Raw genomic sequence first — 22846 nt, 5'->3', positions numbered from 1 at the left:
TTTTAGTCTGATATCTATTTACCAATTTTCAACAAAGAACGCTTCATTAAGAATCTATAATGAGATAAGAGTCCAAAAGAAAACTACCGAAGCGAGTGGCACATTAGTATTCTGATAAAAGGAAATTATCGCTACACTATATATTTGTCATTCAAAGCACCAGGTAACTTTACAACAACATTTGTAGCATCTGTTATTGCCTCAAATGAACTTATTTCACCAGGCGACAGAACAATAATATCGCCTTCATGCCATTCTTTATCCAACATTTTTATTGTGCCGCTAATTACAACGGTAACCTCAGTTGCAATCTTGTGATAATGGGCATCTTCTTTATCACCTTGTTTGTATTTTTTAACTGCAACTTCACAACTTTCCGTTGACAGGGCTGTTGGCGAAAATCCGCCAACAAACCAGCCTTTAATCATTTCATCAAGTTTAAAATTTTTCATAAGTGACAGCACTATTCTCGAATTGGTTGACTTGTCTTTCCGTTTTCAATGGCTTGTAGTCACTAACTTTCAAGTTACGGACCCCAATCTGCATCTGGCGGAGAATCAATTCATTAAAAGTTGGGGCGACGTAGAAGCGCTCATTAACACTAGCATTTTTTCTAATGATATTTTTTGCAGCTTCAAGAAAATCACCGGTGCGTGCAAACCAAAATACACCGGCAGTAGCCTGCTGGCTTATAGGTTTTTGCTGTGCTGCTTCAATAACGAATCCCTTTTCATCCAAAGAAACATATGAATAACGAGGATGAATCGATTTAAAAACAAACGTGCCGCCATCTAGTTTGTTTTTTCTGAACTCATTTAGTGCGTCAGTAAAGTCAAGATCAACAAGCTCATTTGCACTGATGATCAACAACTCATTAGCAGCATCAAGCTGGCTCGCAGCCAAAAGAGCAGTACAAGCAGAACCTTTAGTTCCTTCAGGTATTTTTGAAACAATACAATTCGGTGCTAGTAACTGAACAATACGGTCAAGATGATATTTTTCTATATCTTGCTCAAGCAAGGCAAAACTATATTGAGCGTTAGAAATACCTTTGGTGTTTATAACGATACGCTCAATAAGTGAAACACCATCGGTCTCTGTCAAACAAAGAGGGTAGCCACCGTCACGCTGTTCATTTGTAGTGGGACCAGCAGCAAGGACAAGTATGTTAACTGCCATAAATATTTCTCCTAATCGTAATGAAGATTACAGTGTTTTAATCCTTGAAGATATATTCGTGTAATTCGTATCATGAACATCGCGAACAACAAGTAAATGCCCACCGGCAGCTTTTGCAGCTTTAATGCCATTTTCATTATCTTCGACAATTAAACATTCCTCTGGTTTAAAACCAAGAGTTTTCATTGCTAATTGATACATTTCAGGATCAGGTTTACCGTGGGTAACATCTTCATTGGAGATCATCAGGTCAATATAACCAGACAGTGCTGCTTTATCCATCATCGTTGTAACGGTATTTCTGATTGAATTTGAACACACTGCAATTTTGTAGCCTTCAGCCTTCAGACTCGAAAGCGCATACTCATGAATAAATTGAGGTTTGCATTGTGTGTGCACAATTTCCATCGTGTATTGCTGCTTCATTTCATTGATAAAATCATGCAACTCAGATGGTAAGTGCCTCTCTTTACTGAGCATTTCTAATTTTTTTTTGGTCGGCAAACCATCAAAAGTCGTGAGATGATCAAATCGCGATATTTTCATCCCGAAAAGATCAAGTGCTTTGTTTAGTGCTTCGTAATGCCACTCTTTTGCATCAATAAGCACTCCATCCATATCAAACAAAATTGCTTTAATTGTCATAGCTGCCTCATTTACCAAAAAAATACTCACTCGCTTTTTCAGGGACATCAGTGCAAAGGATCAAATTTGATTCTCCACTAAAAGGCAACAGCATTTCCCATAGTCCCTTATTTTCCCTGCCATGTAACTCAGAGGAAACGACGCAAACACGTTTCTTAGTGTCCAACAAAGACAATATTGTTTCCGCGGAGTACCACTCACCATCGAATGCATCCAGCCATACTCCGGCACATTTATCCAGCCATATAGCTTGTGTTTCTACTTCACTAATTCGAGTAAAAACAGCCAAGGGACTGTCAAAATAGCCGCGCATATCGGGAATTGACATATCAAACACGAAGCAGTCGAGCGTTGGGTAATTTTCCACCACACTCGCCATTTTATTCGCCAAGCCATCGGCTTTCACATTAAGTGCCAATGTAAGCTTATTTTCCACCGTACCATATTGACTTGCATGCTTTATGAAATCATCAAATGGAACAGAGTTAACATCAGCAATATCATGAGAAATAACTAATGCACCATGATAATCACGAACATCTGTCTCAGTGCCATAGCCCAATGAGAAAGAACGAGTGAAAGCAATCTCTGTATTTTTCTCTCCAGATTCTTTCCAATAACCTCTATGAGAAATAATTTTCATTTAACTTTCCCCAGTGCTTCGTTGCATATAGCAAGCGACAGGAATAAATTTAAGTCATCTGGAATTCCTAAGCCATACATCCCATTAGCTTCTGAACCGACATTGAAAATGCCAACCTTATGATTTTTATCATTTATTAATTGATTATAAGTTGGTGCGACATAAAATTCATTATTAACACGTAAATTACTATCAATCATAGCTTCTGCCGCCGCGACAAAATCACTGCCATGCTTAAAATTATATATTCCAACAGTGGCTTCATCAGAGATAACCACTTTTTCAACCACTTCCCGGACTAAATTATTTTCATCAACTTTAACAAATGACCATTTAGGATCATTTGCGGTCATAGTCATAATTAATCCATCAAGGTTTCCTGTTTCCATAAAATCAAGATAATCATCTATATTAATATCGACATATTGATCACTATTGGCGATCATAAGCGCATCTTGATTATTTATGAGATTTTTGGCAGCAAGTACTGTACATGCTGCACCTTCAGTCAATCCATTAATTTCAATAACTTCAGCATTTGCAGACCACGATTTCAACTTTTGCTGCAGTCCATATTTCTGAGAGTGTTCTTTTTGACAGATAAAAATAAAACGATGAGGTTGCGTCGGCATAAGATTGTTAATAACCAATTTAATCATTGGTACTCCATTTATCGGAATCAATGGTTTCGGATCAACATATCCAGCTTTTGCGAAGCGACTTCCAGCACCAGCCATCGGAATAACAATATTTATCATTTGACACCTGCAAAAAAATTACATACAAAGAAAGATCGGTTTAATGATGAAATCCCATTTATAGGCACATATTCATCAGACTTTATTAAGCATTATCGCACACAAAAACGCCAGACTACCGAAAAGAGTTTGTCTGAATAATCTTATTTTCGAGAAAAGCCAAATCCTCTGAATCAATCCAGATTGCCTCGCTCGGACAAACCTATCGAGAATTTTTTTATTCTCATCAGTCAATTCGATATCCATAATGCTCAATACTTCAAGATTCATTTGGATCCAAGTCCTGTATCGGCCATCCAATACGCCAAGTAATCGACTTAATCGTGCCACGAGACTTTTATTGGCACCAATAATGTTACTTTGATGTTGCCTGTAAAGTATTGTTGGCTCTGCATCATAAATCACGCGACCACCACAGCCAGACACCAGTATATATATCCACCAATCATGTGATACAATATCTTTATCAACGGGGGTTTTTATGATTATCTTTCTAGTTGCGCGATTAAAAATCATAGTATTACCGCCAGCTATGCTTTGAACCAGTGCATTCCTGAAGCATGGATTTTTTTTAAAATGTGGCGAGTAGCCTAGATCAATATTTTTCTCATCGACTAACTTTGTTCTCCCGCAATATAATTCAGGAAGAACTGCATCTATATCAAGTTTTTCAGCCGCTATTTCTAATTTTCTATCTAGCCATTCATCATCTTGATCGCTGAATGCATAATAGTCAAAGTCCTCTGGAACTTTGTCAACAAGAGACAAAAAAATTCCATGCAAATCCCTTTCTAGGCCCCTGAAAAAGTATTACACGTTCATTACCCAGTCGCTCTTTATACTCATTAATTATAGATATTGTTTCATCCGTTGAGCCATCATCAGATACATACAACACCCAATTATTATGGGACTGTCGGATAATTGAATCAAGTTGCCTCCTGATATAAGCACTACCATTATATGTGCATAGCAGTATGGCTATCTTCGATTTATATTTCATATGTTAGTCGAATTGAGCATCTTTCAAAAGCAGACCTACTGCATCCTTTGCAGATAATGAGACATCATCAATTTCAGGCCATGTGATATTTAGCTGCGGGTCATTCCAGAGTATGCACCTTTCAGCATGTGGAGCATAATAATTCGTCGCTTTATATAAGAACTCAGCTGAATCCGTGAGTGTTAAAAATCCATGAGCAAACCCCTCAGGGATCCATAGTTGCCGCTTATTTTCCGCACTCAACTCGACGCCAACCCATTTGCCAAAAGTGGGAGACGAAGTTCTGATATCAACTGCTACATCAAATACGGCCCCGAAAGCGCACCGGACGAGTTTACCTTGAGAAAAGGGAGCTAACTGATAATGAAGCCCTCTCAAGACATTTTTTTTTGATTTTGAGTGATTGTCTTGTACAAACTGTACATTTCTACCAACTGCTTCATCAAAAAGATGTTGGTTAAAGCTCTCGAGGAAAAAACCTCTATCATCCCCGAATACCTTAGGCTCAAAAATAAGAACGTCCGGAATGGTTGTTTTAATTACATTCATTTGATTGCTTCTCTAATTTATTTACCAAGTGTTTCAGTGATGACTCTTCTTACTCCAACGCTCCAATGAGGTAGTAAGACATTAAATGCTTTTTGAAATTTTTCGTTTGATAAGCGTGAATTTAATGGCCGTTTTGCTGGCGTTGGATATGCAGAAGTTTCAACATGATTTACTTCTTTTATCTGTAACTTTTCACCGTGCTCTTTGGCAACATCGAACACATATCTTGCATAGTCATACCAGGTTGTTTCACCGCTTGCGACCAGGTGATACGTGCCATATAGCGTCTTACCTTCGCGCTCCGTCCTGATTGCAATAGCAGTACAGTCCGCTAATAATTCAGCCCCTGTTGGTGCGCCATGCTGATCGTTAATAATCGCTAATTGTTCTTTTTCCCGCGCCAGCCGTAACATTGTTTTGGCAAAATTAGCGCCTCGCGTTGCATATACCCAACTGGTACGGAAGATAAAGTGCCGAGGATTGTGCTTAGCGATCGCGAGTTCACCCATCAGTTTTGTTTCGCCATAAACATTTAATGGGCCGGTTGCTTCATCTTCAGTACGATAATGTGAACCTTCACCATTAAAAACATAGTCTGTGGAGTAATGGATCAGTAGTGCACCCAGCTTTGCGGTTTCTTTCGCTATAACTTCGACGCTGTCAGCATTCAAACGCTGTGCCAAATCCCTTTCACTTTCGGCTTTGTCCACTGCGGTATGCGCTGCGGCATTAACAACAACATCAGGCTTAATACGACTGATTGTCTCAGCAATACCATCAAGGTTAGTCAGATCACCACATAACTCTGTATCAAAATAATCAACAGCGATCAGGTCTCCCAGTGTAGAGAGTGAACGTTGCAGCTCCCAACCAACCTGACCATTCTTTCCAATTAGCAAAATTTTCATTATTTATCCGACGCTGGGTTCACATGTTTTACTCATTAATTAGCATGAGCAAATAACGACCATAGTCATTCTTGGCCATTCTCTTCGCCTGCTCTGCCACTTGTTCTTTGCTTAACCAACCTTTACGGTATGCTATCTCTTCGAGGCAGGCCACTTTCATTCCCTGCCGTTTCTCGATGGTGTGAATAAACTGTGATGCTTCAACCAGACTGTCATGTGTGCCTGTATCCAGCCAGGCAAAACCACGCCCCAGCAACTCAACCTGCAAACTACCACGCTCAAGATACATCTGGTTTAATGTCGTAATTTCAAGTTCACCGCGTGCCGAAGGTTTTACTTGTTTAGCCATTTCGACGACGTTGTTATCATAAAAATAGAGCCCGGTCACTGCCCAGTTCGATTTTGGTTTCAGCGGTTTTTCTTCAATAGAAAGCGCTCTAAAGTTCTCATCAAAATCAACAACCCCAAAACGTTCAGGATCCTGAACCTGGTAGCCAAATACCATTGCGCCACTAGTCAGTTGCGCCGCCGCTTCGAGTTTTTTACCAAAGCTTTGACCAAAGTAAATGTTGTCACCCAGCACCAATGCACAAGGCTCATTATTAATAAACTCTTCACCAATGATAAACGCCTGCGCAAGTCCATCCGGTGATGGCTGGACGGCATATGTCAGATTGATGCCGAATTGTGAACCATCCCCTAAAAGTCGCTGGAAAGCTGCCCTATCTTCAGGCGTAGTGATAACTAAAATGTCACGAATTCCTGCTAGCATAAGCACAGAAATCGGATAAAAAATCATTGGTTTGTCATAAACAGGCAGCAGTTGCTTTGAGACACCTAAAGTGATCGGATAAAGACGGGTTCCGGAACCACCAGCAAGAACAATACCTTTCATCATCTATTCCTTAATTAATCCGCCAGTCCCAGACGTTCGCCTGCGTAGGAGCCATCCATAACACGCTGCCACCAGCCCTAGTTATGCAAGTACCACTGAACGGTTTTGCGGATGCCGGATTCGAAAGTTTCCTGCGGAACCCAACCCAACTCATCTTTGATTTTGCTGGCGTCAATAGCATAGCGCAGGTCATGTCCCGGACGATCGGCAACATAGGTGATCAAATCGGCAAAGTGACTAATCCCCTCAGGTTTATCAGTGATCACCTCATCAAGGATGGCGCAAATCGTTTTGACCACATCGATGTTTTTACGCTCATTATGACCGCCAATATTGTAGGTCTCGCCGACCACGCCTTCGGTGACGACTTTATACAACGCACGTGCGTGATCCTCTACGAACAGCCAGTCGCGGATCTGCTCACCATTGCCGTACACCGGCAGTGGTTTGCCAGCCAGCGCGCTGAGGATGATCAACGGGATCAATTTCTCAGGGAAATGATAAGGACCGTAATTATTCGAGCAGTTCGTTACCAGCGTAGGCAACCCGTAGGTGCGACGCCATGCACGCACCAGATGATCGCTGGATGCTTTAGAGGACGAATAAGGGCTGCTCGGCGAGTAAGGCGTTTTCTCTGTAAACAGGGGCAACTCAGAGCCAGCCGGAACCTCGTCAGGATGTGGCAAATCGCCATAAACTTCATCGGTAGAGATATGGTGAAAGCGGAACAGGGATTTACGTGGTTCATCCAGTTGCGACCAGTACTTGCGCGCCGTTTCCAGCAACACATAGGTGCCAATGATGTTTGTTTCGATAAAAGCGGCAGGGCCTGTGATAGAGCGATCAACATGACTTTCAGCGGCAAGGTGCATTACCGCATCCGGCTGATGCTCAGCAAAAATGCGCGCCATCGCCTCACCATCACAAATATCAGCGCGTTCGAAAGCGTAGCGCGCATTATTTTCAATTTCCGTCAGTGACTCAAGGTTGCCGGCATAGGTTAATTTATCGACATTAACCACTGCATCCTGAGTGTTATTAATAATGTGGCGAACTACCGCTGAACCAATAAAACCTGCACCACCAGTGACCAGTATTTTCACGAGAATTATCCGCTCTTGCTTTTCAATGTATTGACTTAAAAAAACCAGGAACCCAGGCCTGTTACTCGCAACCAAATTTCAGATACGCTACCGCCCCTGGCTCTACAGCTACCAGTATACTGTGTGTACGACTCGACAATTTAAAGTTGCACCAACGCCTATCGGCGACTTAATTTTGCCCACCGCCCGGCACAAAATGCTAAACGCGTATTCTCCGCTTAAACAGCGCTGGAAACAAGGAAAAATCTCATCGACATCTTAGCGTTGTATATCAATCACTACCTTTTTTAGTGATTGATTTTAATAATGAAAATAAAAGGGCAGTAAGAATATGCTGAAGACGTAATCGTCTTATCGCCACTCTTCACTGCCCTTACGTTCGCTATTCTAAATACACGTTTTACGATTGGTTACTGCACCAGCAATTTCTTAATGCTGTCGCGGAATTTCTGCCCTTCTTTCAGGTTACGCAGCCCGTAGTTAACAAACGCCTGCATATAACCCATTTTTTTACCGCAATCATAGCTCTCGCCGGTCATCAGCATCGCATCAACCGACTGTTTGTTCGCCAGTTCAGCGATAGCATCCGTCAACTGAATACGTCCCCAGGCACCCGGCTCGGTTTTTTCCAGCTCAGGCCAGATGTCTGCGGAAAGCACATAACGCCCGACCGCCATCAGGTCGGAATCCAACGTCTGCGGCTGATCCGGTTTTTCAATAAACTGCACGATGCGACTCACTTTACCTTCGTTATCCAGCGGCTCTTTGGTCTGAATAACGGAATACTCAGAAAGATCGCCTTTCATACGCTTCGCCAGCACCTGGCTACGGCCAGTTTCAGCAAAACGCGCCACCATGGCGGCAAGGTTGTAGCGCAACGGGTCGGCCGTCGCGGTATCCAGTACGATATCCGGCAGCACAACCACGAACGGATTATCGCCCACGATCGGACGCGCGCACAGAATAGAGTGGCCCAGGCCCAGCGGCTGCGCCTGACGCACGTTCATAATGGTCACGCCCGGCGGACAGATGGACTGTACTTCTGCCAGTAATTGACGCTTAACACGCTGTTCGAGCAGCGCTTCAAGCTCATAAGAGGTGTCGAAGTGGTTCTCAACGGCATTTTTTGACGAGTGAGTCACCAGAACGATTTCTTTGATCCCTGCAGCAACAACTTCGTCGACGATGTATTGAATCATCGGCTTGTCGACGATCGGTAGCATCTCTTTAGGAATCGCTTTTGTGGCAGGAAGCATATGCATTCCCAGACCTGCTACCGGAATAACTGCTTTCAAATTAACCATTGATTTCTTCCACCTATAAATAATGGGATGAATTATAAACCTTTGCCCTGTTTTAGCCAGTGGGTTCGCAGCGTGCGACAGTGAAAGATGTTACGCCGAATGTCACGAGCAAGCAGTAGATGTAATCCTAACCCCTGGGTCAAAGCACCAGGATTTATCGTAAAAGCCTCGCTTGCGGTCATTACGACTTTTTCGCGGGTAAGCGGAAATTCAGATTATCGACATTCACCACATGCTGATCGACACGGTCGATGTCCACTGAACTTTGCCCGTTCTCATTAACCGCATGCACGTTCGCCAGTGACAGCAACGTGTCCTGTTTTGCCATAAAGCGACCCCGCACATCTTTGCGTAAATCAAAGTTTAGCTTCAGCGCCGGCCCCACCGATGCCTGCTGCATAATATTGATATTACGTAAGAAAAGGTGCTGGGGTTTGTTGTGCAGTTCCAGCGTGGCTTGCTGCATTTTTACGTTAGTGATCGCCACAAACGAAGTGGCATTGCCGGAGGAAATCTGAATACCGCGCAGCTTGTATTTACTGCTGGTATTATCCTGGCGGATATCGTTCAGTTTGAAATTCTGCGGAATGGAAAGATAGTTCCCTTTGATCACGCCGTAGCCAATCAACATACCGGCGCTATTGTCCATGCTGATGTTATCAATCACAAAGTTGTCGCAGCCATAAATCGCCACCGTGGCATTATCAAGACCGGCTTTTTTACTGAAATCCGGCGTGATGTTGCGAGCTTTCACGTTGCGGATAATGAAGTGCTTGCCGTTCTCAACGTGCACCAGTTGGCGGCAATTGCTGCCAGTGATATTGGCGACGACAAAGTTTTTCACCGCCTGATCTTCCGGATAGGTGTTGTCGTAAGTACTTCCTGCCAGACCAATGCCAATACCCCAGTTGATCTTGCCGTTAGTACAATCGATATTGTCGATAACATGGTCGGAGATCAGAATGTTGCGATCGTTGATAGCGACATTCCACTCGATGGCGTCCCCCTGCAAGTCGCTGAAGCGGCCATTGGTGATGCGCACGCCGTCAAACTGGTTATGGTAGCCCTGACGCAGAATGCCATAATTGGCCTTTGTCACCGTAATCTGATCAATCAGCAGATTGCGCATCACCCGGTTGTCTTTGCCACCAATGTAAATCTGCATCACCGGCCCATAGCCGCTCATCGCCACCCCTTTGATTTCACAATCGGAGCCGCGCACATCCAGCGTAATATTGTAAAGGTTGCCGCCATCCTCGCCGATCACACGGCTACCATCCTGCAATACAATGCGCCCACGACCATTGCCTTTCAGCGCACCGCGCACCAGCAATGTTTTGCCTGGCGGAATGAAAATCCCGGTATTGATGTTTTCACACACCAGCCCTGCGGGGATCTCAACCGTTTGTCCGGCGGCAAACGCGTCGTTAAGCGCCGCAGGCCAATCATTATGATTGTATTGACGGATATCGACAGTGCCGTTACCGCCTATCGCGCGCGCGACCGTGGTATGCAGAAGGGGTAATGCCGCCAGTGCTGAACTGGCGGCGAGGAAAGAGCGTCGGGTAAAAGATGTTGATGATTTGCAGGCGGCCATAAAACCTCTGTTTAAAGCGTTTGCAGCAGACTTGCCAGTTGCTGGTTGATGATTTTTTGGTTGAAGTCAGCTTCGACTTTCGCGCGTGCCCGGGTCACCACCGGGGTGAGATCGCTATCCTGCATGGTTCCGAAAGCGGCTAAACGCTGCGCCAGCGCTTCAGCATCTTTTTCCGGCACCAGCCAGCCAGACTCCCCGGCGTCAATCAATTCCGGAATGCCGCTGTGCATCGTCGAAACCACCGGGATCCCCACCGCCATCGCTTCCATCAGCGCAACAGGGATCCCTTCCATATCGCCGTCTGCGCCGGTAATAGACGGCAAAAGAAACACATCCGCTTCATCCAGAAGCGCTTTGACTTCATGGCTCGGTTTAAAGCCCGGCATCTCGATCACGTCTTCCAACTGGAACTGTTCAATCAGGGTACGCAAGCGCCGCTCCCAAGGCCCCATACCCAGAATGCGATATTTGAACGCCACGCCGCGCGCTTTCAGCAGACGGCAGGCTTCAATCGCCACATGCAGCCCCTTCTTCTCGGTCAGGCGGGCGACAGAGATAATTTGCAACGGGCTTCCCGGCGTTTTGACGGGCCGCAGACTAAAGCGCGTCATGTCTACGCCCATACGCGAGACGGCGATTTTTTTCTCCGGGCAGCCCATCTTTTTCAACCGCCCCGCCCATAAATCGCTGATCGGCAACATCAGGTCGCCGCGCTGGAATAATCGCTGATACTCTGGCGTGTAGTGGTTCAACACGTCGCGGTGTGAAACATCAATGCCATGGAAAACCGTGGCAATTTTGCCTTTCAGCACCCCAAGCTCGCGCAGTTTCGCCGCCGTAACGCCAGCAGGCCCAAAATGGGCGATAAACACATCCGCAATAAAGGCACGCGGCGCAAGCGCACAGATAGCCGAGAGGATCAGGTTGCGCGCTTCATCGCCATAACGCGACATATTCAGCGCTTTCCACGTCGACGATTTCCAGCAACCCCGTGCGATTGCCTGCGCGCGGTAACTCAGTTTCGCCAGTTTCCCTTCCGGTTCAGCCAGCAGCCAGTGTGTTTTTTCAGCCAGCTTATACTCCGTATATGCGGCGTGGGTGTTATTCATATCGCCCTTATGCAGGGCGACAATCTCCACCTCAAAACCCATGTTAATAAAGGCGACAATCTGGTTAAGGACGAATGTTTCCGACGCTAAGGGAAACTTCAGCAAAAAGAAGCTGACTTTCATTTCGCCCCCTGCACACGATCCAGTACCGATTTCACCATCTTCATTCCCTGTTCCCGTTCCGCTGCTACGGCGACTGCCAGTCGCGCGTTAATGGCAGGCAGTTGCCCGAGGGTATCCGCCGCCATCGCCGCCAGAGAACCATCAAGCAGATGACGGATATCCACCGCCATTTCCGGCATGCCCAATTGCTGCATAATTCCGGCAGATTTGTGTTCGTAGTTGATGGCGATCGCCGGTGTGCCGAAGTTCATTGAAATAATGGCGGAGTGCAGACGCGTCCCGACGGTTAAATCGCAGGCACCGAGAATTTTGCCCATTTCCAGGTCGTTCAGTTCGTCCATCACCACGTGGTAGCGCGACGGGTCACTGACATACTGACGTAAATTGAGCGCCACCATGCGGTCATCTTTGTTGTAACTATCAATACCGGTGCAGGTCGACAGCGCAATCACCTGGTAGCCTGCATCAATAATACGGTTAACGACGCCGGCAAAAGCCTGTTCATAAGCCTGCTGAGTGGTATTCAGGCGCTTGTCGAACGGTGCCAGTTCACGCAGGGTAATCGCCACCGTCTTCTCTTTCGCCGCCAGATCCAGCCAGTGCTGCACAGCATAGCTGGCCACAAAATCGGCCTGGTGATGCGCCACCAGCCAGGCGGTATCCACGCCCTGCTCCACTTTGTCGGTAGTGATACTGCTTTGCTTCATCAAATTAAGGCTGACGGTTTCGCGCAGGATCAACGCCTGGCAATGGCCGAAAACATAATTGGCCAGTTGGTTGAACTGCTCGTTCTGGAACGGCCCAACGCTGTGGCCGATCATATACAGCGGCTTTTTCGCCATAAACGTGCAGAGCGCATGTTCAAACTGCGGAACGCCATACAGATCAACAAAAAAGGAGCCGCCCACCTGAATAATGGCGTCATAGCCGGAAAGCAGGCGCACAAAATCGGTAAACCCCTGTGCAATGGCAATATTGCGCAGTTTGCCGGTATCGGTCACGCGGGAAAGCAGTACCTGATGCTGGTAGCGGCGACGCAGGACTTTCTTGACCCGCCCCATCAATCCGGCAGCATTGTTCTGTTCTTTCATTTGGCTGTACAGCGGGTCGCCCATCACCGGACGATTTAACAACCAGGATGAACTCACCGGATAGCGGCTCATCACATCCACATCTGCATCAGGCTCAATCAGGGCAATAGCATCCAGCAATCCGCGTAATATTGCGCTGTCACCACGGTTACCGCAGGTATGATTGCCAAGGATCAATAATTTCATAGCGACCTCTTAAAGGGGTTCAATAACGTTTCTTAGCCTGCGCGGAGCAGCGTTTTTAATTTCTCGTTACGGCAAAACTGGCGCTTCATCTCCACCACCAGCGCATTACGCGATACCACCAACATCAGCACAAAAGCCACAACCCCCGCCGCGACCTGAATCGCCAGCGTGGCAGCAAGGGGCAAATGCCCGTTCAGCGCCAGCCCCAAACCGTAGCTCACCACCAGCGTCGGTAATGAGAGGTAGAACGGCAGCCACAGGCTCAAAATGTACTGGCGGTAACTGGAACCGAGCACCGGTTTGATCATCACGAAATAGCTCAGAACGGTATTAATGATTTGTACCAGCAAAAAGCCGAGGGTGACGCCCAGCGCGCCCCCCATGTGCCCGCCGATAATAATGGCGGGAATAAAAAGAAACGTTTTAAAGACGTTGAATTTAAAGCTGATATCCACCCGCGCTTTCGCCATTAACAGCGAACCTATCGGGTTTCCTACTGCGCGTAACAAGCCAACGATGCACAACAGTTGCAGGATGGGAATAATGCTGCTCCATTTGTCACCGAAAACCAGCGGCACGAAGTTGTTTGACACCACCATCAGTCCGAGCAAAACAGGAAAGTTAATGATCCCCACCACCGACAGTAGCTTGTAGAAGTTCACGCGCAGTTTTTCGGTATCGTCCTGAATTTTGGCAAACGCCGGGAACAAGACACGGGTAATGATCGGGTTGAGCTTCATCGGCGGGACAACGGCCACGTTGTACGCCAGGTTGTATCCCCCGGCGACGCTGGCGCCGAGGATACGCGCCAGAACCAGCGTTGAGAGGTTGGTGTTGACATAATTGATGATACTGTCTGCGGTCAACCATGCGCCAAAGCGCAGGTTGGAACTCACCGAGGCCAGTGAAAAATGCAGCCCAGGACGGTAGATCTTACGACCAAAGTAGCCAAACAGCAGCGTACGCACAGCGCTGTTGACCAGATAACCAAGGATCGCCGTCATGGCGAGCGGCCAGAAAAAGGCGCTAATGACCGTAAAGCTAAAGCCCGCCAGTACGGAGAGCGTTTCGATCGCGCCGATTTTGTTGAACTCCAGCTCTTTTTGCATCAATGCACGGAACTGCTGGCCATGCGGTATCACCACAAAAGCCAGCGACAGCGTACGGATAAGCGGCGCCAGGTCAGGGTTATTCAGCACATGAGCAATCACGCCGCTCAGGGAGAAGACCGCCACACACACCACAATCCCCAACCCGACGTTCAGCCAGTAAAGCGTCGTCAGCTCAAGATGACTTATCTCTTTGCGCTGGATGATGGAGTTTGCAATGCCAAAATCAGACAGCGTATCCGCCAGCGCGATAATCACCAGCGAGATCGTCAACAAGCCAAACTGGTGGTTATCGATGATGCGCGCCAGTACCGTCATCTGCACCAGCCCCAGACCAATGATGGTCAGCGTGGCCATGGCGGACCACTTTGCGCCGCTGATGGTTTTTTCTCTCAGGCTCATGACCTTTCCTTAATACGCCGCTTTGTTGACAAAGCCTTTAAAGATGGTCAGAAAAACGATTTTGATATCGAACCACAAGCTCCATTCGCGAATGTACTCCAGGTCAAATTCGATACGTTTTTCCATTTTTTCCAGCGTGTCCGTCTCACCGCGCCAGCCATTAATCTGCGCCCAGCCGGTGATCCCCGGTTTCACTTTATGACGGAGCATGTAGCCTTCAATGAGTGAACGGTATTGTTCGTTATGCGCAACCGCGTGCGGACGTGGTCCCACAATGGACATTCCCCCCGTCAGCACATTGATAAACTGTGGCAATTCATCCAGCGAAGTACGGCGCAGAAAACTGCCAACGCGGGTCACGCGCGGATCGTTCTGTGTAGCCTGGGTCACGACTTTGTCGTTCTCCATCACCTTCATGGAGCGGAATTTCCACACTTTGATGGGTTTCCCATCCATGCCATAGCGCGTCTGACGAAAGATAATCGGCCCCGGCGAGCTGAGTTTCACCGCCACAGAAATGCCCAACAGCACCGGGGAAATCAGCAGCAGAATCAAAGAAGAGAGCACAATATCTTCGATGCGTTTCAGGATGCGGTTAATGCCGGACAACGGCGTGTCATACAGCGGCACCACCGGAACACCGTTTACCTCTTCAACACGGGAATGCAGGATATTGAAAGTAAAGACATCGGGAATCAGAATGACGGAACAGGTGGTGTCCGCCAGCTGACGCACCAGATTCTTAATGCAAGCAGCATCATTCATCGACATCGCGATGTAGACATTATGGATTTTGCCGGACTTGGCGTCATCGACCAGTTGCTCGAGGTTACCCGCCCAGTCAGTGGTAATGCAACCCGGTTGCGGATCGTGGTAAACACCGACCACATCGAAACCCAGCCACGGTTCATTGCGAAATCCTTCCAGTAACTCCTGCCCCATTGGCATATCACCCGCCACCGCGACACGACGGGTGTTATACCCCAGGTTACGCAGCCAGCCGGCGCCAAAACGGATCACCGCACGACTTATCATTAACCCCATACTGGTTAACAGATACCAGGAGAGATAAATTCTGAAGGTATTATCAAAATCATTGCTGAACGCCAGCAGCCCTGCGCTGAAAATCAGGCTCAGCGTCCAGTTCTGCAACAACAACGTCAGTTCGGTCATGATCTTAACGCCCCGCCACGAGCGATAAAAATCCGTCATTCCGCCAATCATCTGGAAGACGACCAGGGTAATCAGAGCCATCATAAGATGCATGTAGAAAAACGGCAGCGCATTAACTTTGCACACTACCCAAAGTCCGCCGAACATAATGGTGATGTCGGAGAAGCGCTGCACGATAGAGATTAACGATGCATTCGTTTTGGCCCGATCGCGCTTTTTTAGATTCGTCATCGTTGTACCTGCCTGTATGTTCACCCTCCCCGACCAAGGGGAGGGGAACGCCTGATATTTACTGATTCAACAGCGCCAGAATTTCCTGCGTTCGCGCTTCCATCAACGGCACATTCTGGCGGGATTCCACATTGAGACGCACGACCGGTTCCGTATTGGACGAACGCAGGTTGAAGCGCCAGTCCGGGAACGCGATGCTGATGCCATCCGTGCGATCGATTTCCTGTGCCCCCGGTGCGAAATGTTGTTCGACGCGGGCAATCGCCGTTGCCGGATCGGCCAGTTTGCTGTTGATTTCACCACTTGCCGGGAACGCTACCATGCGGTCACGAACCAGTTCGGCCAGCGTTTTGCCTTTCAGGCACAGCAATTCCGTTACCAGCAGCCATGGGATCATGCCGCTGTCGCAATAGGCAAAGTCGCGGAAATAGTGGTGCGCACTCATCTCGCCGCCGTAAATGGCATCTTCTTCACGCATGCGCTCTTTAATAAACGCGTGCCCGGTTTTCGACATCACCGGCGTGCCACCCGCACGGCTGACAACGTCCACGGTGTTCCAGGAGAGGCGCGGGTCATGAATGATCTTCGCCCCCGGATGTTTTTCGAGGAACGCTTCCGCCAGCAGGCCAACAATGTAGTAACCTTCAATAAACTGGCCGTCACCGTCGAACAGGAAGCAGCGGTCGAAATCGCCATCAAACGCGATGCCCATATCCGCATGGTGTTCAATCACTGCATTGCGGGTATCCGCGCGGCATTCCGGCAGCAGAGGGTTAGGAATACCGTGCGGGAAGGTGCCATCCGGTTCGTTATGCACTTTGACAAAAGTGACCGGCACGTTAAGCGCCTTAAAACGCGCCTCAATGGCGTCGATCACCGGACCGGCCGCGCCATTACCGGAGTTGATCACCAGTTTCAGCGGTTTCAGGTTGCGGGTATCGATATACCCCAGCAGGTGGTCGATGTAGGCATCACGCAGGTTGATTTGTTTATAGCTGCCGCGTTTGCTCGGGTTTACCGGTGGAAAGTCATTGGCTTCCGCCAGGCGCTGCACATCGCGCAGCCCGGTATCGCCGCTGATCGGGCGCGCACCCTTACGCACCAGTTTCATGCCGTTGTAATCCATCGGATTATGACTGGCGGTCACTTCAATGCCGCCATCCACGCCAAGGTGGAAGGTCGCGAAATAGATCTCTTCGGTACCGGAAAGCCCGATATCAAGTACATCCACTCCGGCATCCTGCAGACCTTTTGCCAGCGCCATTTTCAGCGCCTCGCTGGTCTGGCGAACATCGCCACCCAGCACAATGGTCTGCGGCTTCAGGTATTCACCGTAGGCGCGGCCAATACGCCATGCAATCTCTTCATTCAGTTCTTCGCCCAGCTTTCCACGGATATCGTAAGCTTTAAAACAGGTTAATTTTTCCATCATTACCTCTTCTTCAGGCAACAGTCAGCCTTGACCGCAAAATGGCCATATATAATTGATTAATAAATAATTTAATGCCGGAACGCGGTTCCGTTATCCGGCATCGGGCGTTAAATACGCCCGTAGCGATCCTTGAATCGCACGATGTCATCCTCTTCAAGGTACGAACCGGAGCGCACCTCAATCAGGTCGAGCGGAATTTTGCCCGGGTTTTCCAGGCAATGGCGCGCGCCGAGCGGGATGTAAATCGACTCGTTCTCGCCTAACAACTTGACATCATCATTAATGGTGACTTTCGCCGTGCCAGCCACAACCACCCAGTGCTCTGCGCGGTGATGGTGCATCTGTACGGACAGGCCTTCGCCAGGTTTGACGGTAATGCGTTTAACCTGGTAGCGTTCACCGGAATCGATAGAGTCGTATTTGCCCCACGGGCGATAGACTTCACGGTGGATATGGTGTTCGTGGCGTCCATCTGCTTTGATTTTTTCCACCACTTTTTTCACATCCTGTACATGGTTACGGTCAGCAATCAGCACCGCATCTTTGGTCTGTACCACCACCAAATCTTTTACGCCGACGGTCGTCACCAGTCCGGACTCCGCGTAGACGTAGCTGTTTTCGGTGTCATGACTGATAACGTCACCGTGATGGACGTTTCCCTCCGGCGTATGCTGGCTGATTTCCCACAGTGAAGACCAGGAGCCAACGTCACTCCAGCCTGCATCCATCGGCACCACAACCGCATCAGCGGTTCTCTCCATCACCGCGTAGTCAATCGACTCTTCCGGACAGGCCAGAAACGCGTCTTCGTCGACACGGATAAAGTCCATATCCGGGTCGGTGGCCTCCATCGCCTTTTCACATGCAGAAAGAATATCCGGACGGTATTTTTTCAACTCTTCCAGGAACCGACCGGCACGGAACAGAAACATGCCGCTATTCCAGTAGTATTCACCGGTGGCTACATAGCCCTGGGCGGTTTCCAGGTTCGGTTTTTCCACAAACTGCGCCACGTTAAACGCAACCGCATCCACTTTGCCTTCACACACCTCGCCACGGCGGATATAGCCGTAACCGGTTTCCGGCAGATCGGGCACAATCCCGAAGGTCACCAGTTTGCCGCTTTCCGCATAAGGAATAGCGTTACGAACGGATGTCCGGAAAGCCTCTTCGTTCTGAATAACGTGGTCGGCAGCCAGCACCAGCATTAACGGATCGGCATCCGGGTTGTGACGCTTAACCGCCAGCGCCGCGAGGGCGATAGCAGGCGCGGTGTTGCGCCCCGCCGGTTCCAGGATGATGTTTTCGGTCAGCTTATGCAGCTGGCGCAGTTGCTCGGCAACGATAAAACGGTGCTGCTCGTTACAAATCACCACCGGGCTTTCGCACTCCACCCCGTTCAAACGATTGACGGTGGTTTGCAGCATCGTGAGATCGCCCTTCAGGCACAGAAATTGTTTAGGGTAAAGCACGCGGGACAATGGCCACAGACGGCTACCGGAACCTCCGGCCATCACTACCGGATACAGTTGCGTTTGACTCATGATTTATCCCCATTGCCGTCGAAATTCAGGCTGCCGTGCTGCGCATGTGCATGCGCTGGCTGCGCGGAATTTTCCGGGCTGATATCAGCAATAAATTGGCGTAACACGTTCTCTTTTTCGAGCGTGCGTTCGGCATATTCACGTGCCACCGTGTTGTTTTTGGGCAGCGCTAACGCGCGTTCGATGCCCCAGGCCAGCGCATCAACCGATTCCGGCTCTACGCAGACCGCAATACCCGGCTGCGCAAGGCATAGCTGGCCAAGTTCGGTACTCTCTTCTGCGGTGATCACCGCATTGCCGCCGACGGCCAGAATGTTGGTTAACTTAGACGGCAGCACCGCATCCGCCGCGCCGCGTTTCTGGATAACCAGATGGCAATCGCCCAGGCTTAACAATGCGGGCAACGCATCGTATGGCTGCAACGGGAAAAATTTCACGTTGTCCAGACCGCGTTCGCTGACCATTTTTTCCAGTCGTGCCTTACCGCCGCCCTGCCCGACAATGACAAACAACCACGGATGGTTTTGCAGGCGCGCAGCGGCTTCAATCACGTTTTCCAGCCCCTGCTTCTCACCGATGTTGCCGGAATAAAGAATGATTTTTTTGTCATCCGGCAGACCGAGGTGGCGGCGTAACTGTGCAACGCTTTCTGCATCAACATCGCGAAAGCGCGCCACTTCGGACCAGTTCGGGAAGAAAATGATCTTGTCTGCCGCCACCCCTTTCTCCCGTGCTTTATTCATCATGGAGCGGGAGATGGTAGAGACGTTATCGACGTTATGCAGGCCACTCCGTTCAAAGGCCGCTGCCAGACGCGCTACGCGACCGCTCTTGCCTTTGCCCGCCATGCCTAAGCCCAGCATCGCGTCAACTTCATAATCCTGAATGTGCAACACCGTGCGTGCACCCGAAAGCTTCGCCAGCAGGCGCATGCCCGGTGTACAAAACAGCGTGGGCACCACGCCAATGATGCGATCCGGTTTCCAGCTACGTTGCGCCATCAGCGGGAAGAAACTGCTCAGGGCAAAGCTGCCCAGATGCAGCAACCGCTTTAACGTCGAGGGTTGACGAGGCACATACAGCGGGCAACGCCACACCGTGGCGGCCCCCTGCTCTTTTCGCCAGCGCCATGCGCTGTAATGCTCGCCGACTTTCCACTCCGGATAGTACGGCGGCGCAGTGATCACGCGCACGTCATGGCCCTGACGGGCCATCCATTCCACCATTTCGCCGGTGTACTTACCGATCCCGGTCAGCTCCGGCGAGTAGTTGATGCCATAGACCAGGATTTTCATAAGCCCGGTACTCCCTGTGCATCGAGGAAATAGGCGCGGCTGTTGTCATGTACCAGCGGATCGGCAATCAGCGACTCCGGCGTTCCCCAGCGATATTCATTGTGCTGATCCGGCGGTAGCACGAGCGTCTCCTCGTCCACACGCAAGCGGAAACCGAGCACAATGTAGTGGGTGGAAAACGCACTACCGGAGAAGTTATCGTCATAGAAGTGCTGCCAGACGCCGTAGAACTCACCTGCCGACATCGGCAGGCGCAGCCCCAGTTCCGCCTGGGTCAGGCGCTCGAAAGCCACCGCCAGCGGTTCATCCTTTTGCACGCGTCCGCCCGGCACAAACCAGTATCCCTGGGCCGGACGGTTAGTGCGTTTACCGAGTAAAAACTCGCCGCGTGAATTCTCCACGATCAAATCGATGGAGATCAGCGGGGTTGAACGCACCACCGTGGCAAAATCTTCATGACTCAAAAACATGCCTACCCCCGGAACCGGTGCTGGTTTTCAAGGAACCACTGGTAGGTGCTGGCAAGGCCAGCTTCCAGTGAAATCTCGTGATACCAGCCGAGCTGGTGCAGACGTGTCACATCCAGCAATTTACGCGGCGTACCATCCGGTTTTGTGGCATCAAACACCACGCGACCCTTGTAACCCACCACGTTGGCCATGGTTTGCGCCAGTTCGCGGATCGTGCAATCCACCCCGGTGCCGACGTTAATGTGCGACAGCATCGGTTCGGTATTTTCCAGCCACACTTCTCTCGCCAGTTCCTGGACGTGAATGCTGGCAGCAGCCATGTCATCCACATGCAGGAATTCACGCATTGGCGTACCGCTGCCCCACACCACCACATCCGACGCATTCTCCTGCGTCGCTTCATGGAAGCGTCGGAGCAATGCAGGGATCACGTGCGAGTTGCTCGGGTGGAAGTTATCGTTTGGCCCGTACAGATTGGTCGGCATCACTGAGCGATAATCACGACCGTATTGACGGTTGTAGGATTCACACAGCTTGATGCCGGCAATTTTGGCAATCGCATACGGTTCGTTGGTCGGCTCCAGCGTGCCTTGCAACAGCTCGCTTTCCGCCATCGGCTGATGCGCCAGTTTGGGGTAAATGCAGGACGAACCGAGGAACAACAGTTTATTCACGTCATGCACGTGCGCAGCATGAATGATGTTGCTCTCAATCATCATATTTTCGTAGATGAAGTCCGCCGGGTAGGTATTGTTCGCCACAATACCGCCCACCTTCGCTGCCGCCAGGTACACCTGATCGATGCGTTCATTTGCGAAAAACGCATGCACGGCGGCGGAATCCAACAGGTTCAGCTCCTCACGGGAACGCAGAACCAGTTCAACATCCGCACGCTGTTCAAGCTGCCGAACGATGGCTGACCCCACCATTCCGCGATGGCCAGCCACAAAAATACGTTGTTTCGTCATGCTCAGGACTCCAGCGCGATGGCAACCTCGTAACCGTGGGCCTTAAGCAGTGAGTGTTTTTTCGCTGCTTCCAGATCTTTTGCAACCATCTCGGAGACCATTTCTTGCAGCGTCGTTTCTGGCTTCCAGCCCAGTTTTTCGTGCGCTTTGGTCGGGTCGCCCAGCAGGGTTTCCACTTCAGCAGGACGGAAGTAGCGTGGGTCAACGGCAATGATCACATCGCCCGGTTTCACGCCCGGTGCGTCATGACCGGTCACCGAAACGACAATGCCTTTCTCTTCCACGCCGGTACCTTCAAAGCGCAGTTTGATACCCAGTTGCGCTGCCGCCATTTCAACGAACTGACGCACGGAATACTGCACGCCGGTGGCAATAACGAAATCTTCCGGTTTCTCCTGTTGCAGCATCATCCACTGCATTTTCACGTAGTCTTTCGCATGGCCCCAGTCACGCAGGGAGTCCATGTTGCCGAGATACAGGCAAGATTCGAGACCCTGCGCGATGTTGGCGATAGCGCGGGTGATTTTGCGGGTCACGAAGGTTTCACCACGGCGCGGAGACTCGTGGTTAAACAGAATGCCGTTACAGGCGTACATACCATAAGATTCACGGTAGTTAACGGTGATCCAGTAGGCGTACAGTTTGGCCACCGCGTACGGAGAACGCGGGTAGAATGGCGTGGTTTCTTTCTGCGGAATTTCCTGCACCAGGCCATACAGCTCAGAGGTGGAGGCCTGGTAGAAACGGGTTTTCTTCTCAAGGCCAAGGAAGCGAATGGCTTCCAGCAGACGCAGCGTACCCATTGCATCCACATCGGCGGTGTATTCCGGAGATTCGAAGGAGACCGCTACGTGGCTCATCGCCCCCAGGTTGTACACTTCATCCGGCTGAACCTCTTGCAGGATACGGGTCAGGTTTGACGTATCGGTCAGATCACCGTAATGCAGGTGGAACTTCGGATTGCAGGTGTGCGGATCCTGGTAGATGTGATCCACACGTTCGGTATTGAATGAGGAGGCGCGACGCTTAATGCCGTGGACTTCATAGCCCTTTTCCAGAAGCAGTTCCGCCAGATAAGAACCATCTTGCCCGGTTACGCCGGTGATGAGAGCGACTTTAGACATAATTT

At 49.5% G+C, this 22846-nt stretch carries 22 protein-coding genes and 1 pseudogene; all 23 read right to left on the bottom strand.

Going from position 1 to position 22846, the window contains the following annotated elements:
- Window positions 1-131: 131 nt before the first annotated feature.
- Entirely contained in the window at window positions 132-452 is a 321-nt protein-coding gene (locus O9K67_RS08680) for a cupin domain-containing protein (protein WP_061494100.1), read from the bottom strand.
- A complete protein-coding gene (locus tag O9K67_RS08675; RefSeq protein WP_061494098.1) occupies window positions 439-1179 on the bottom strand; it encodes a glycosyltransferase family 2 protein in 741 nt (246 codons plus the stop codon). The genes O9K67_RS08680 and O9K67_RS08675 overlap by 14 nt, the downstream gene beginning before the upstream one ends.
- 27 nt (window positions 1180-1206) lie before the next feature.
- The gene (locus O9K67_RS08670; protein ID WP_061494096.1) at window positions 1207-1824 is read right to left on the bottom strand and encodes an HAD family hydrolase; all 618 of its coding nucleotides are present in this window, start codon (window positions 1822-1824) and stop codon (window positions 1207-1209) included.
- 7 nt (window positions 1825-1831) lie between these two features.
- Window positions 1832-2467 carry a PI-PLC domain-containing protein gene (locus tag O9K67_RS08665; RefSeq protein WP_061494094.1) on the bottom strand — a complete coding sequence of 212 codons (636 nt, stop codon included), beginning with the start codon at window positions 2465-2467 and terminating at the stop codon, window positions 1832-1834.
- Entirely contained in the window at window positions 2464-3225 is a 762-nt protein-coding gene (locus tag O9K67_RS08660) for a glycosyltransferase family 2 protein (protein WP_061494093.1), read from the bottom strand. Before O9K67_RS08660 ends, O9K67_RS08665 begins: the two co-directional genes overlap by 4 nt.
- A 75-nt stretch (window positions 3226-3300) precedes the next feature.
- Complete coding sequence (locus tag O9K67_RS08655; protein ID WP_061494091.1) at window positions 3301-3993, bottom strand: glycosyltransferase family protein; 693 nt, start codon at window positions 3991-3993, stop codon at window positions 3301-3303.
- Window positions 3980-4228, bottom strand: a complete 249-nt coding sequence (locus tag O9K67_RS24735; RefSeq protein WP_082794147.1) for a glycosyltransferase — start codon at window positions 4226-4228, stop codon at window positions 3980-3982. The genes O9K67_RS08655 and O9K67_RS24735 overlap by 14 nt, the downstream gene beginning before the upstream one ends.
- 3 nt (window positions 4229-4231) lie before the next feature.
- A complete protein-coding gene (rfbC, locus tag O9K67_RS08650) occupies window positions 4232-4777 on the bottom strand; it encodes a dTDP-4-dehydrorhamnose 3,5-epimerase (RefSeq protein WP_061494089.1) in 546 nt (181 codons plus the stop codon).
- A gap of 17 nt (window positions 4778-4794) precedes the next feature.
- The gene (gene rfbD / locus O9K67_RS08645; protein ID WP_061494087.1) at window positions 4795-5685 is read right to left on the bottom strand and encodes a dTDP-4-dehydrorhamnose reductase; all 891 of its coding nucleotides are present in this window, start codon (window positions 5683-5685) and stop codon (window positions 4795-4797) included.
- Window positions 5686-5713: 28 nt separating this feature from the next.
- Window positions 5714-6580, bottom strand: a complete 867-nt coding sequence (gene rfbA / locus O9K67_RS08640) for a glucose-1-phosphate thymidylyltransferase RfbA (RefSeq protein WP_061494081.1) — start codon at window positions 6578-6580, stop codon at window positions 5714-5716.
- Window positions 6581-6660: 80 nt separating this feature from the next.
- Window positions 6661-7683: pseudogene (gene rfbB / locus O9K67_RS08635) on the bottom strand (dTDP-glucose 4,6-dehydratase); the annotation flags it as partial.
- Window positions 7684-8093: 410 nt separating this feature from the next.
- Window positions 8094-8987, bottom strand: coding sequence for a GalU regulator GalF (gene galF / locus O9K67_RS08630; protein ID WP_061494078.1), 894 nt, complete (start codon window positions 8985-8987; stop codon window positions 8094-8096).
- A gap of 181 nt (window positions 8988-9168) precedes the next feature.
- Window positions 9169-10584, bottom strand: coding sequence for a colanic acid biosynthesis protein WcaM (wcaM, locus tag O9K67_RS08625; protein WP_061494077.1), 1416 nt, complete (start codon window positions 10582-10584; stop codon window positions 9169-9171).
- An 11-nt stretch (window positions 10585-10595) separates the two neighbouring features.
- Window positions 10596-11816, bottom strand: a complete 1221-nt coding sequence (wcaL, locus tag O9K67_RS08620; RefSeq protein ID WP_061494076.1) for a colanic acid biosynthesis glycosyltransferase WcaL — start codon at window positions 11814-11816, stop codon at window positions 10596-10598.
- Complete coding sequence (wcaK, locus tag O9K67_RS08615) at window positions 11813-13093, bottom strand: colanic acid biosynthesis pyruvyl transferase WcaK (RefSeq protein ID WP_061494075.1); 1281 nt, start codon at window positions 13091-13093, stop codon at window positions 11813-11815. The genes wcaL and wcaK overlap by 4 nt, the downstream gene beginning before the upstream one ends.
- A gap of 32 nt (window positions 13094-13125) precedes the next feature.
- Window positions 13126-14604 carry a colanic acid undecaprenyl disphosphate flippase WzxC gene (gene wzxC, locus O9K67_RS08610; RefSeq protein WP_061494074.1) on the bottom strand — a complete coding sequence of 493 codons (1479 nt, stop codon included), beginning with the start codon at window positions 14602-14604 and terminating at the stop codon, window positions 13126-13128.
- Between the two features lie 9 nt (window positions 14605-14613).
- The gene (wcaJ, locus tag O9K67_RS08605; protein WP_061494073.1) at window positions 14614-16008 is read right to left on the bottom strand and encodes an undecaprenyl-phosphate glucose phosphotransferase; all 1395 of its coding nucleotides are present in this window, start codon (window positions 16006-16008) and stop codon (window positions 14614-14616) included.
- 58 nt (window positions 16009-16066) lie between these two features.
- Window positions 16067-17437 (bottom strand): colanic acid biosynthesis phosphomannomutase CpsG, encoded by a 1371-nt coding sequence (gene cpsG / locus O9K67_RS08600; protein ID WP_061499857.1) that lies wholly within the window; start codon window positions 17435-17437, stop codon window positions 16067-16069.
- 110 nt (window positions 17438-17547) lie between these two features.
- Complete coding sequence (gene cpsB / locus O9K67_RS08595) at window positions 17548-18984, bottom strand: mannose-1-phosphate guanyltransferase (RefSeq protein ID WP_061494072.1); 1437 nt, start codon at window positions 18982-18984, stop codon at window positions 17548-17550.
- A complete protein-coding gene (gene wcaI, locus O9K67_RS08590) occupies window positions 18981-20279 on the bottom strand; it encodes a colanic acid biosynthesis fucosyltransferase WcaI (RefSeq protein WP_061494071.1) in 1299 nt (432 codons plus the stop codon). The genes cpsB and wcaI overlap by 4 nt, the downstream gene beginning before the upstream one ends.
- Entirely contained in the window at window positions 20276-20749 is a 474-nt protein-coding gene (locus tag O9K67_RS08585) for a GDP-mannose mannosyl hydrolase (protein ID WP_061494070.1), read from the bottom strand. The genes wcaI and O9K67_RS08585 overlap by 4 nt, the downstream gene beginning before the upstream one ends.
- Window positions 20750-20751: 2 nt before the next feature.
- A complete protein-coding gene (gene fcl, locus O9K67_RS08580; protein WP_061494069.1) occupies window positions 20752-21717 on the bottom strand; it encodes a GDP-L-fucose synthase in 966 nt (321 codons plus the stop codon).
- A 2-nt stretch (window positions 21718-21719) separates the two neighbouring features.
- Window positions 21720-22841: a GDP-mannose 4,6-dehydratase gene (gene gmd, locus O9K67_RS08575; RefSeq protein WP_061494068.1), complete on the bottom strand. Its 1122-nt coding sequence runs from the start codon at window positions 22839-22841 to the stop codon at window positions 21720-21722.
- Window positions 22842-22846: the final 5 nt, after the last annotated feature.

It is taken from the genome of Kosakonia oryzendophytica (assembly GCF_027886705.1).
GTDB lineage: Bacteria > Pseudomonadota > Gammaproteobacteria > Enterobacterales > Enterobacteriaceae > Kosakonia > Kosakonia oryzendophytica.
This window is presented reverse-complemented; position numbering and strand designations above follow the sequence as displayed.

Excerpts from the sequence above, each read along its gene's own strand:
- wcaJ (WP_061494073.1), bottom strand. The coding sequence starts at position 16,008 with ATGACGAATCTAAAAAAGCGCGATCGGGCCAAAACGAATGCATCGTTA.
- O9K67_RS08660 (WP_061494093.1), bottom strand. The coding sequence starts at position 3,225 with ATGATAAATATTGTTATTCCGATGGCTGGTGCTGGAAGTCGCTTCGCA.
- rfbD (WP_061494087.1), bottom strand. The coding sequence starts at position 5,685 with ATGAAAATTTTGCTAATTGGAAAGAATGGTCAGGTTGGTTGGGAGCTG.
- O9K67_RS08670 (WP_061494096.1), bottom strand. The coding sequence starts at position 1,824 with ATGACAATTAAAGCAATTTTGTTTGATATGGATGGAGTGCTTATTGAT.
- O9K67_RS08665 (WP_061494094.1), bottom strand. The coding sequence starts at position 2,467 with ATGAAAATTATTTCTCATAGAGGTTATTGGAAAGAATCTGGAGAGAAA.
- O9K67_RS08585 (WP_061494070.1), bottom strand. The coding sequence starts at position 20,749 with ATGTTTTTGAGTCATGAAGATTTTGCCACGGTGGTGCGTTCAACCCCG.
- wcaL (WP_061494076.1), bottom strand. The coding sequence starts at position 11,816 with ATGAAAGTCAGCTTCTTTTTGCTGAAGTTTCCCTTAGCGTCGGAAACA.
- wcaM (WP_061494077.1), bottom strand. The coding sequence starts at position 10,584 with ATGGCCGCCTGCAAATCATCAACATCTTTTACCCGACGCTCTTTCCTC.
- galF (WP_061494078.1), bottom strand. The coding sequence starts at position 8,987 with ATGGTTAATTTGAAAGCAGTTATTCCGGTAGCAGGTCTGGGAATGCAT.
- O9K67_RS24735 (WP_082794147.1), bottom strand. The coding sequence starts at position 4,228 with ATGAAATATAAATCGAAGATAGCCATACTGCTATGCACATATAATGGT.
- cpsG (WP_061499857.1), bottom strand. The coding sequence starts at position 17,437 with ATGGAAAAATTAACCTGTTTTAAAGCTTACGATATCCGTGGAAAGCTG.
- O9K67_RS08680 (WP_061494100.1), bottom strand. The coding sequence starts at position 452 with ATGAAAAATTTTAAACTTGATGAAATGATTAAAGGCTGGTTTGTTGGC.
- fcl (WP_061494069.1), bottom strand. The coding sequence starts at position 21,717 with ATGACGAAACAACGTATTTTTGTGGCTGGCCATCGCGGAATGGTGGGG.
- O9K67_RS08675 (WP_061494098.1), bottom strand. The coding sequence starts at position 1,179 with ATGGCAGTTAACATACTTGTCCTTGCTGCTGGTCCCACTACAAATGAA.
- rfbC (WP_061494089.1), bottom strand. The coding sequence starts at position 4,777 with ATGAATGTAATTAAAACAACCATTCCGGACGTTCTTATTTTTGAGCCT.
- rfbA (WP_061494081.1), bottom strand. The coding sequence starts at position 6,580 with ATGAAAGGTATTGTTCTTGCTGGTGGTTCCGGAACCCGTCTTTATCCG.
- wcaI (WP_061494071.1), bottom strand. The coding sequence starts at position 20,279 with ATGAAAATCCTGGTCTATGGCATCAACTACTCGCCGGAGCTGACCGGG.
- wzxC (WP_061494074.1), bottom strand. The coding sequence starts at position 14,604 with ATGAGCCTGAGAGAAAAAACCATCAGCGGCGCAAAGTGGTCCGCCATG.
- wcaK (WP_061494075.1), bottom strand. The coding sequence starts at position 13,093 with ATGAAATTATTGATCCTTGGCAATCATACCTGCGGTAACCGTGGTGAC.
- gmd (WP_061494068.1), bottom strand. The coding sequence starts at position 22,841 with ATGTCTAAAGTCGCTCTCATCACCGGCGTAACCGGGCAAGATGGTTCT.
- cpsB (WP_061494072.1), bottom strand. The coding sequence starts at position 18,984 with ATGAGTCAAACGCAACTGTATCCGGTAGTGATGGCCGGAGGTTCCGGT.